This window comes from Halorussus marinus (assembly GCF_004765795.1).
Classification (GTDB): Archaea; Halobacteriota; Halobacteria; order Halobacteriales; family Haladaptataceae; genus Halorussus; species Halorussus marinus.
In genome coordinates, this window is the sequence record NZ_SBIV01000015.1 from 17116 (window position 1) to 27602 (window position 10487).

The window sequence follows — 10487 nt, forward strand, 5'->3', positions numbered from 1 at the left end:
TTCTCTATTTTGAGGGGTGGCATATGTTCTCTCTGGTACCCCGAGGCGATTTTGGCTTGACTGGGTCGGGATATCGCGTGAAAACTTCGAACCTTTATATAGTGGACAGGTGAATTCCGCGATGGAATGTCTGACCTAATCGTCAAAGCAGCCGTGAAGGACGCACTCTCGGACAACAACGTCTCGGCAGATTTCTACGACACGCTCAACGAGGAGGTCGCCGAACTGCTCGACGACGCCGCAGAGCGTGCCGAGTCCAACGACCGGAAGACGGTCCAGCCCCGCGACCTGTAGGCCTGCGTAACGCAGCCAAGCCCGTCACTCGAACGTAGCTTTTTGAGGTTCCTGTACAGAAGTTAGGAAACGAAGATGGCGGACGCACCGGATACTGAACGGCAGGCGGTCGAGCCTGAGGCAGGAGACGTCCTCAGCGTGTCACAGCTGAACGACCGAATCGCCTCGGTCGTCGAGGATGCGCCTGCCCTCGACGGTGTCCGCTGTATTGGCGAAGTCACGGATCTCCATCAGAACAGTACAGCGCTCTACTTCACGCTTACCGATGGCGACGCCGAGCTCCCCTGTATGATCTGGGCAAACCGCTATCGGAAGATGGACGCCGAGCTCGAGGACGGGACTGAGGTCATCCTGGAAGGCGATATCGACTACTGGACTGAAGGCGGGAAAATCGACCTCAAGCCGTGGGAAGTGATCGTCGTCGGCGACGGCGACCAAGCGGCCGCGGTCGAGCGACTGCGCAGCGAGCTCGAAGAGCGTGGCTGGTTCGACGACGAGCAGAAACAGCGCCCGCCAGCGTTTCCGGAACGGGTCGGTGTTGTGACCTCACTCCGAGGGGATGCTCGGTACGACATCCAGAGCGCGATCCACGAGCAAGACCCTACAGTCGACATCCTGGTGAAGGATGCGACCGTCCAAGGGTCAGAGGCACCGACGTCTATCGCGAACGGGATTCACCATCTGGACCGCTCCGAGGACGTCGATTCAATTATCGTCGGCCGCGGCGGTGGGAGCGATTCGAACCTTCAGGCGTTCAACACCGAGCGGGTCGCGGAAGCGATCTTCACCGCGAACACCCCGATCGTCACGGCAATTGGCCATACTGACGACCGGCTAATCGCGGATCGGGTAGCGGATATGGCCGCGATCACACCGACAGCGGCCGGCGAGTACATCGCGAAGTCTCGGAATGACTTCCTGGCTAGCGACATTGGCCCGCTTGAGCAACAGCTTGAGGCCGCGTACGAGACCTTTGAACAGGAGCACGAACACGAACAGGAACTGGCCGAGGCAGTCGAAGAGGCGACCGCGCCTGAGGGCCTGTCGCCAGTTTACTACAAGGTTGCAATTGTCGTGCTCCTAGTGCTGTTGCTGCTCATTACTGCACTCTGGCTGGGGGTGATCTAATCGATGGCAAAAGACACGGACATCAGGAGTCGGATGAACCGAATCGAAGAGATTATCGACCAACTCGACGCGGATGAGGTGTCACTTGATGAAGGGAGTGAGCTGTACGAGGAAGGGCAGGAGTTACTAACTGAAATCCGCGAGCGACTCCACGAAGGCCAGGGCGAGGTCATCGAGATCAAATGAGGAACGGCAGCGGTATCGACTGTCTCTCCGCGTTAACCAACAGCCTGCCGTTGTTCACGAGCTTGTTGGTTAAGGTCGCTAGCCACGGTTACCCTTCAGGCTTATCTGCGATGTCCTCCCATTTCGAACCGTTCGACGGTAGTTCCAATGTTCCATGAGACGGTTCTGATATTCGGCGTCTACCTACTCGCGTGTGGTGTAGCGTGGATCCTCCATGAGTCCGCACACTACGCCGTCCACAGGCTCTATGCGGAATCAGTCTCGTTCGGTGTCAATCGACGTGGCCCATACGTTGACGCCGTTTACGCCCCGTCTGCTCCGACGGTCGCTATCCGACTCGGTTCGATCGCGCCGACTCTCCTCTATACCCCTATTGTCGTACTCGGAATTGGAGCCTATCTCTCGTCGAATCCGGTTCCACAGTTGGATCCAGTCGGGTGGTCGCTTGTCGCCGTTCCTCTCGTGATTTTGACTTTTCCGACTGGTGCTGATATCCAAGCGTGTCTCAACGCCTCAGAATAGCGTTTCTTAACGTGTATTCGGTCGGCGTCAGACAAACACTTCATTAGTTACATAGTCAGATTTTAAGAAAGTCATTGGCCGTCAGTATTTAGTAGATAAGACGCAAGTATGTGCAAATGTATCATGGCACAAGCCAGTCCCCGCAGTACCCCCCGTGAAACTGATACGGACGAGCGGTCCTCCGTGTCAGTTGAAGCGTGGTTGGAGGCGGTCAGTAGAGAACTGGATCCCGCCGAGTGTGAGGACCTCTCCGAACTCGGCATCTACTCGATCCACGAACACAGCAGCGCCCGCACGATCACCCTTCCTGAGGATGCGGACGAGTTCGAGGACGCGACGACGGTAAAGCAGTACTATTTCGAGGGCGAGGATTGCCCGCTTCTCATCGTTGCTCCGCTGCAGGTCTAAGTCGCCCTGTGGGTCGCAGATCAGCAGTCGGTGTCATCTTCTTTGTGGTCGGAATAGAACTGGATGAGGTACTGGAATCGGCCTGTATCACTCGTGAATGAGTCGAGTTCTTCCTGTAACCACTCGTATTTGTCCTGCGGGATTCGCATATTGATTCGGGCCACATCGTCGCTAACATCCGAGTCGGAGTTGCTGGCGCTGGTTGCTGTGTCCGCGTCTGACATTAGTTCGACCCAGGCTATGCGGTCGCATATATCCCAGTAGAATGAGAACTTCTCTAGAGAACTTGGAGAACTTTGAAGATCTACAAATTCATTCAAATTTTCTGACCTCTTTTGGTCGTGCTATCCTTTCCCACAAACGATGTGTGCTAAGGTCCCCTCCGGCGAGACGCCGGCCAGTACTGAGGAATCGACGTCCGTCATTCGGATCATCCACAGGTCCATCGGCCCGATTCTGCTGGCGCTCCTCCCGCTGATCCTGTTCGTGGGGACGGCGGCCGCACAGTCGGATCCGGGGAGCGCATTCTGCGACTCGAACATGGCCGACACCATCCAGAACATCTTCACCATCATCCAGTTCGGTGGGCCGCTCATCGGCGGCGTCCTCGCGCTCGGCGCGACGGTGGCGATCCCGTTCACCCGTCGCTCGGACTGGAAGAAGGAGATGAAATCTGTCCGGAATCAGGGCCTGCTCTGGGGCGTGATCGTCGCCCCCCTCGGGACGGAGATCGTCCAGTTCATCCTGAACAACATCGTGGTCGGTGGCACGAGTTGTGGATTCTAACCACGCACCAGGATTCGCACTCGTCATGTCCGCCGTCCTCGTCGCATCGACAGCCGCCGTTCCAGTGGGCGCCCATCCCCCGAATAGTACTGACCACGGCGTTCCGGAGGAGACCTTTCACAAACTGTGGTCGGGGGATCAAGACGGTGCGACCGACGGTGCGAATCTGAGTAACGGGTCGGCGGTCGAGCAGCTTGGCGAGGGGACCGATGTCCCGTTCGATTCGCCCCCGCGTGCAGTTGAGCGATGGAACCGTGGCGACCACTCGGAGTTCCCGGCGACCAACAGCTCCGTGTCGATCCATCCACCAGATGCGGACCTCACCAGCGACCAGTTCATCAAGGAAGCCTATACTGAGGTGTTCGCCGTTCAGCCGTCCACCCGAGCGCGCCTCTCGTCGTCTAGACAGCCGCTTTACGTCGCTCCAGACGGGACGCTCCGCGGGACCGTCGATTACCGGGTGGCGGTGCCGCCTGACGACACCTCCGGCGATCGACGTGTCTACTGGAGTCTGGAGAGCCATCAGGTTGAGGAGACGAGACTCCTCGTCGACGGCGACGAGGAGACGACGGCTGGTGGTTCCCACACGCCGGCACTGTCGTACTCCTTGGATGGATACGCCGGCGAGGACCACCAGCTCACGCTCCAGGCGAATATCTCGGTCCGACTTCGGAAGGAGGTCGAAGTTTGTACCGCTCACAACGACGAAGGCGATTGTACCAACTGGGAGAGTTCCGTTTCATACCCGACCGAGACCGTCACGGTAACCGATTCCATCGAGGTCACGAAGTATGACCTCGCGGTATCAGGGTTCATCGCGGAGTATCCGAACGGTGATCTCGGCCTCGTCGTTTACAAGAACCAGCCGTGGCTCGGCTACCAGTTGCCCAACGGTGATGTCCGAGGTGTCTGGCGGTTCTACTCAGCCCGAGACAAGGACTGGGATACGCTGGTCTACAGCTCGGACGACGGACAGCGGACCGCCCACTCACCGCTCCATCCACTCCAGGTGAACGCGTACCCCATCGAGACGGGGCCGACGCCGTCGCCCCGCCGGAACGTGACGATACTGGATGTGTACGGGACGTCGACGTCGCCGCCGACGCTCCCGTCGAACGTTCACCTGGATGTTCTCACGGAGTCGTACACGGCCAGCTACGGCATCGCGACGCGGGCCACGACCGACGAACAGCCCGAGACTGTCCGTGCGTGGGGGCTCGTCAGAGGGGTTGAGGCAGAACGGCCCGCCGATGAGTTCGCTCGAATCCAGATCGACGAGAGCAACCTCTCTCTGGAGGTGGTGAACCAGACCGAAGATACGGTCACCGTCCGGGTGACCCTCCAGAACGCGAACACCGGCGCACCAATCAATACCGACGAACGGGACGGCTACGTCGTCGTCAACGGGCAGCGGGTGAACACGACCGGGAACGGAACCGTCACGACGACGATTGAACGTTCCCCTGGCGGTGTGTCGGCCCGATACGAACCCGGCCACTGGTGGCTCAATCCTCCCGGCTATACCGGCGACTCGGATACTGTCCTGCTGCAAGGCTCAGTGCTCCAGTTGGTGTCGACGCTGTTCCGGATCGGCGTTCCCGTCTCGCTGTTCCTCCTTGCAGTGTTCTTCATCGATCGGATTACAGGGTGGCGTATCTGGCCCCCGTGGAGGTCACTATAATGATCAGAGAACATTCAGAATCCCATGACCGGAATTCGGAACGGTGGATTAGTCGACGCCGTCTTTTGGCTTCGTCTGGAACAGCCCTGCTTGCAGGAGTAGCAGGGTGTTCCGGAACCGATGGTCCCGGCAACCAGACTGAATCCCCAACAGGTTCGTCCTCTACGTCGCCGTCTACAGATTCGGTATTTGAGGAAATCAGCTTCGCGGGACCCAACCTTGTGGTGACGCTGGCTGATGATCACGATGTCGACCAACTCAATCTGATTGGTCCAGATGGTACTACGTTCGAACAGTCAACCGTTGCACAGGGAGCTACAAGAGTCGAAATACAGATTGTCTTCAAGACTGGTGGGACGTACTCTGCCGGCGAGTACGAGTTAGTCGCCGTTTCGGGCGAGACATCTGAGTCGATGTCCCTGGAGCTTCGGCCCGATATCCAGATCGTCGATGTCGAACCGGAGTTCGATGAAGATGATGGCTACAGTAGCGGTCGGCTCTTTGTGACGGTCGAGAACGTCGGTACTGGTCCCTCTTGGGTGTATAATATTGGCTTCCGGAATGCGCCGTATCGGAACGCACCTGAGGTAATCGAAGGAGACGGCGTTGCTGATACCACGTTCGAGCGTCCGGAGGCGAGCGAAGAATTCCTCAGCCCCGGTACTGAACGGGAATTCCTGAAACAACGGGGTGTTCTCGTCATCGATGACAACGACGATGTCTCATGTGAGAGTGATACTGCAGAATTAACCGTTGTTGTTCAGACCCCACACGGAGATATTGAGCAACCGATTCGGGCGGAACTGTCCGGTGGATACCACATCGACGATCAAGGCGCAATCCAACACCCGTGTAAAGACGTCCAGATTGAACTACTGGACGGGGGTGGAGACAATGCGTAGTCCCGTCCGATTCCTAGTTCGCTCTATCTTCGTCTTTTTCGGGCTACTGACTACGGGCACTGCTCCGGTTTTAGCTCAAAGTGACGGAGGCAGCGATGGAGGTGCTCTTGGAGACATTATCATCAGCGCTATCCAAGAACTCCTTGAGATACTCTTCAGCCCTATAGAGACCGTCATAGAGAATCACGGTGATGCAGTCTTGCGGACAGTGGTGGGTACTCCCCATCCAGATTCGGTGTTCAATCAGCCGACGAACGCAGCGTGGCCCGGAATTTATGACTACTACTGGGAGATGATTATCCCGCTTTCGCTATCGCTGTACGGCCTCTCGATTGGAATCGTCATTTTCCTTGAATCGACGAGCCACTTGTTCAACGGATACCATCGCTCGAAGCTCAAGAAACGCGCCTTCGCTGGACTGCTCGGTATCTTGTCGTGGTGGTGGATCTCAGCGCTATCGTTGCGGTTTATGGATGCATTGGCTGGGTTCCTCGTCCCCTCGGTGTCAGAAATCTCGCTATTCCAGACGCTGTCGTTCACTGGGATGGGCGTGCTCGGCACGGTCGTCGCTCTCTCAACGAATTTGCTCCTATTCGTGTTGATCGGCCTGATTTACCTAGCGAGACAACTGGCACTCTACCTATTTGTGTTCCTGATGCCACTACTCATTGTATTCTGGATCCCTGGCGTCGGGCCGTTCGCCCTAGTCTCGAAATTCATGAAGAAGTTGGCCGGGTTCTACGTCCCTTTCCTGTTTATGACGGTTCCAGTTGCTCTCCTGTTCCGTCTCGGGGACATCTTGGGGACGAGCTTCGGCCCCTCAGCCGGTGAGTTCGGGGCTTGGTTGACGGCACTCGTTATCCCGCTTCTCGCCGTTGCCTCTCCGTTTGTTTTGTTCTGGCAGGCCGGGGCGTTGTTCTTCATCGCCGACAGGGCGGCCAGGCATATGTCTGCTGAGAAGGCCCGTAGTCGGTTGTCTAGAGGGCGTGAACAAGTCCAATCGGCCAAACAGGGTGGGAGAAACTTCGTTCGAGGAGTGCGCGATGAGCCCGCAGTCAAGAGCGGTGGCCAATACGTCTTGAACTCTGGTGATTCGAGAGCCCACTCTACCGGCCAACGACTCAATACGACTGGCTCTCGCCTCCGTGAAGCGATCACCGACGGCAGCGGTGGAGGGGGAGGAAACAGCGGAGGCGGAAACCTCGGCGGCGGAAATGATGATTCTACGGCCGGCTCCACCACCAGCGAGGATAGTAGTGGGAACGACGGAGGCGAGGAATTCGATCGAGACGATGCGTTCCGGGACCCCCAGACTCGGAACCGGAATCCAGATTCAGCAGATGACCCGCCACGCTATATCCACTAACAACCCATGAGCTCCGCAACTGACCCCGCGAAACGAATTCCGAAGTCACTCGGTACCGACACCCAGTTCCTCGGGAAGTACTCGCTGACGGACCTCGCCGTCGCCGGTCTTCCCGGTGTACTGGTAGTCCTGGTGACGCAGGTCGTTATCCCACCGTCACTCACCGTTCGTGGCATTCCGGTGTCCGCCCTCACGATCCCCCTCGCAGCGATTGCGATCGCCTTCGGTGGGCTGTTCGTCTACCTCACGCCCGGCTACACCAACAGTCTCGACTGGCTCGGTCTGTTCGTGAACTTCCACCGCAGCGAGACGGAGATCGCCCACGAGGAGGCGAAGGAGTACACTCACGTCGAGCGCGTCTACCCGCGACAAGACGCCATCGAGCGGACGGACCGGGCTCTTGTCGGAGCCGTTCAGGTGTCGCCACCGACGATGGCGCTCGCGACCGACGAGGAGTGGGCCCAGAAGGCGGAGGCCTTCCAGGACTTCGTCAATACGACCGTCGAGTTCCCGATCCAGATTTACTCGACGACGCAGGCGTTCCCCGCCGACGAGTACGTCGGGCGGTACGAAGACCGGTTGAGCGACCCGGACGTCAAATCGAACGAGAAACTCCAGGCGCTCATCGAACACTACGTCGACTGGTACGACCGGGAGCTGGCGCAGCGTCAGATGACCATTCGCGACCACTACGTCCTGATTCCGGTACGACCTGAGGAGGTCCGATACGAACGGGCCAGCCTCCTCGAAAAGCTCGCTAGGATCCCCGTACTGGGCATCCTCATCCAGATTGTCACGGCGCCGCCGGAGGAGGAAGAGCGAGCCGCGATGCTCGAGGAACTGGACGAGCGGCGCCGGCGGGTCGAGCGCGGCCTCCGCGGCATCGAGGGGTGTGACACGCGCCCCGTTGATGCGGCCGAACTCACCCGCCTCATCGCGGAATACTGGACCGGCACGGAAATCGAGTACGGCGACCCCGAACAGGTGCTTCGAACGTCCCCCGTCATCAACAAGTCATGATTGGAAACCTGCTGCCCTTCACCGGCTCGGATAGTTCAGAAACTGACGACGAGGCGACCGCAGACGAGGCCCCCGACGAAGAGGGGGAAGATGCTGAATCACAGTTTACCGTGGACTACGAGGCCGACGGTGAGGCAGTCGACGGCATCCCCGAGATCCATCAGACCGTCGTCTCGCCGTCGAGTATCGAGCGAACGCCCAGCGCCCTCCGGACTGACACCCAGTGGGCGCAGAGTCTGTGGGTCGGTGAGTATCCCGATGCTCCGATGGATGGCTTCCTCGAAAAACTGTACGCGGCCGCCGAGACCCAACAGACAGATGTCAGCATCCACATCGATCCTCGTGATACGCGAGAGACGTTGGATTCGCTGGAGAACAAGATCGAGGACCTCGAAGCCGACTACGAGTACCTGACCGAGAAGCATCGTGCGAGCGCCCGGGGCGTCGAGAAAGACCTCGAGGACCACCAGGAGATGTACGACGTCCTTCGGAACACGACGATGCAGGCGTTCGACGTCTCGATGTATCTCACGGTCAGGGGCAACGATCGCGAGAACATCGACGCCGAGTCGGTGTCGACGACAGCCCGACAAGCGCCTGCGAATCTGACGCCGGTGACGCCCCGGTGGTCACAGCTGAAGACGTTCACCTCAGCGAGCCCGATCGCCCTGGATCAGTTCAACGAGACGCTCGACAGCAAGACGCCGATGCTCGGCGGGGCAGTCGGCGCGATGTTCCCCTTCGTTTCCGGTGCGTTTGCGGAACCCGGTATCGAATACGGGACGTACGCGCTGAATTCGAGTCCACTCATCCTCGACCGATTCAAACGGCAAACCGGCTACTGTATGATGGTTATCGGCCGGCTCGGCGCAGGCAAATCCTTCGCGACGAAGCTCCGGCTCGTGCGGCGGGCGATGTTCGACGAGGATACGGTCGTCATTATGCTCGACCCGATGCGGGGGTTCGCCGGCGTCAACGAGGCGCTCGATGGCGAGCGGATCACGGTCGGTGGCCGGCGGGGGCTGAACCCGCTGGAAATCAAACCGACGCCCGACCACGTCCTGCAGGAGGTCGACGACATCGACCCGTGGGGCGAGCAGATCAACTGGGTGATGACCTTCTTCGCGACGTTCTTCGAGCACGTCGCAGACCATCCACTCGGCGAGCGCAACCAGACGCTCCGGCGGGCCGTCCAAGAAGCCTACGAGAAGCGCGGGATCACCCGCGATCCAGAGACGCACACCCGGGACTCGCCCACCATCCACGACGTCATCACGGTCCTCGAAGAGATGGTCGAAGACCCCGAGGAGTACGGCTACGTCACGGATGGGGAGCAGGAAGCCGTCCAGTCCGATGCTCAGTCGCTACTCAAGGACCTCCGACCGTCATTCCGCGAGGGCGGTGAACTCGAGAATCTGGCTCGCCCCTCCGAGTTCGACCTCGATTCGAAGGTCATCTACCTCGATCTCCACCAGGAGGAGGGGACCCGTGGCCGGGCGGAGACCAGCCTGATGATGCAGGTGCTGTTCAACAGCGTCTACGAGCGGGTCAAACAGACCGACAAGCGCGTCGTCTTCTGTATCGACGAGGCGCACTACCTGATGAACGACGCCGTCTCGTTGGACTTCCTGGAGACAGCCGTCCGGCACAGCCGCCACTTCGATCTGAGCCTCGAATTCATCACGCAAACGGGGGGTGAATTCGCGCTGACGCCGGAGGCACGCACCATCGCGAACCTCTGTTCGTTGACCGTCCTCCACCGCGTCAATGAGGAGAAAGAGAAGATCGCCAAGTGGTTCGACCTCAGCGAGCGGCAGGTGAACTGGGTTACCTCCGCGAAGGCCGGGGAAGACGAGGACGGCTACTCTGAGGCGCTCGTCGGTATCGACCAGGAGGGATGGTTCCCACTCCGAATTCGGGCAAGTGACTACGAGGCTCACGTTATCGACGGCGGCGCTGCGGACGTGGCCGAGCTTGAACCCGAGCCGACGACGAGCGTGACGAATCCAGATAGCCGACCCGCCGGAACGCGTGCCGACGGCGGTGAACCAACTAGCACTACCACTCAGGGGCTGTGTTGAATCGCTGTAAGGCGGAGAGATTCACTGTTTGACGAAGCGTTTGATGTTATAGACGACACACATCAGCGCGATCTCGCGGAACTCACGAAACCATGACCGCGCTCGCACGGCGA

Annotated in this window: 11 protein-coding genes and 1 pseudogene; 10 read left to right on the forward strand and 2 right to left on the reverse strand. The window is 59.1% G+C overall.

Going from position 1 to position 10487, the window contains the following annotated elements; translation table 11 throughout:
• The first annotated feature begins 126 nt into the window (after window positions 1-126).
• From EPY72_RS18465 to EPY72_RS18485, 4 genes are all read left to right on the forward strand, one after another.
• Complete coding sequence (locus tag EPY72_RS18465; protein WP_004594546.1) at window positions 127-294, forward strand: DNA-binding protein; 168 nt, start codon at window positions 127-129, stop codon at window positions 292-294.
• Between the two features lie 75 nt (window positions 295-369).
• The gene (gene xseA, locus EPY72_RS18470) at window positions 370-1422 is read left to right on the forward strand and encodes an exodeoxyribonuclease VII large subunit (protein WP_004594545.1); all 1053 of its coding nucleotides are present in this window, start codon (window positions 370-372) and stop codon (window positions 1420-1422) included.
• Window positions 1423-1425: 3 nt separating this feature from the next.
• A complete protein-coding gene (gene xseB / locus EPY72_RS18475; protein ID WP_011222436.1) occupies window positions 1426-1608 on the forward strand; it encodes an exodeoxyribonuclease VII small subunit in 183 nt (60 codons plus the stop codon).
• 645 nt (window positions 1609-2253) lie between these two features.
• A complete protein-coding gene (locus EPY72_RS18485; RefSeq protein WP_049909612.1) occupies window positions 2254-2538 on the forward strand; it encodes a hypothetical protein in 285 nt (94 codons plus the stop codon).
• 20 nt (window positions 2539-2558) lie between these two features.
• Here the strand turns inward: EPY72_RS18485 and EPY72_RS18490 are convergent, their stop codons facing one another.
• Window positions 2559-2762, reverse strand: coding sequence for a hypothetical protein (locus tag EPY72_RS18490; RefSeq protein WP_004594541.1), 204 nt, complete (start codon window positions 2760-2762; stop codon window positions 2559-2561).
• A 139-nt stretch (window positions 2763-2901) separates the two neighbouring features.
• Between EPY72_RS18490 and EPY72_RS18495 the strand changes: the two genes are divergently transcribed.
• From EPY72_RS18495 to EPY72_RS18520, 6 genes are read left to right on the forward strand one after another with little or no spacing between them, the layout of a single operon-like run.
• Window positions 2902-3324, forward strand: coding sequence for a hypothetical protein (locus tag EPY72_RS18495; protein WP_004594540.1), 423 nt, complete (start codon window positions 2902-2904; stop codon window positions 3322-3324).
• Between the two features lie 25 nt (window positions 3325-3349).
• Complete coding sequence (locus EPY72_RS18500) at window positions 3350-5005, forward strand: DUF8186 domain-containing protein (protein WP_011222438.1); 1656 nt, start codon at window positions 3350-3352, stop codon at window positions 5003-5005.
• The gene (locus tag EPY72_RS18505; RefSeq protein WP_011222439.1) at window positions 5005-5907 is read left to right on the forward strand and encodes a hypothetical protein; all 903 of its coding nucleotides are present in this window, start codon (window positions 5005-5007) and stop codon (window positions 5905-5907) included. Before EPY72_RS18500 ends, EPY72_RS18505 begins: the two co-directional genes overlap by 1 nt.
• Window positions 5900-7273, forward strand: a complete 1374-nt coding sequence (locus EPY72_RS18510) for a TrbL/VirB6 family protein (RefSeq protein WP_004594537.1) — start codon at window positions 5900-5902, stop codon at window positions 7271-7273. The genes EPY72_RS18505 and EPY72_RS18510 overlap by 8 nt, the downstream gene beginning before the upstream one ends.
• A gap of 6 nt (window positions 7274-7279) precedes the next feature.
• Window positions 7280-8293 (forward strand): TraC-like domain-containing protein, encoded by a 1014-nt coding sequence (locus EPY72_RS18515; RefSeq protein WP_004594536.1) that lies wholly within the window; start codon window positions 7280-7282, stop codon window positions 8291-8293.
• Window positions 8290-10374, forward strand: a complete 2085-nt coding sequence (locus EPY72_RS18520) for a VirB4 family type IV secretion system protein (RefSeq protein ID WP_135807372.1) — start codon at window positions 8290-8292, stop codon at window positions 10372-10374. Before EPY72_RS18515 ends, EPY72_RS18520 begins: the two co-directional genes overlap by 4 nt.
• 21 nt (window positions 10375-10395) lie before the next feature.
• Here EPY72_RS18520 and EPY72_RS18525 read toward each other — a convergent pair.
• Window positions 10396-10487 (reverse strand): annotated as a pseudogene (locus EPY72_RS18525) (IS5/IS1182 family transposase); the annotation flags it as partial.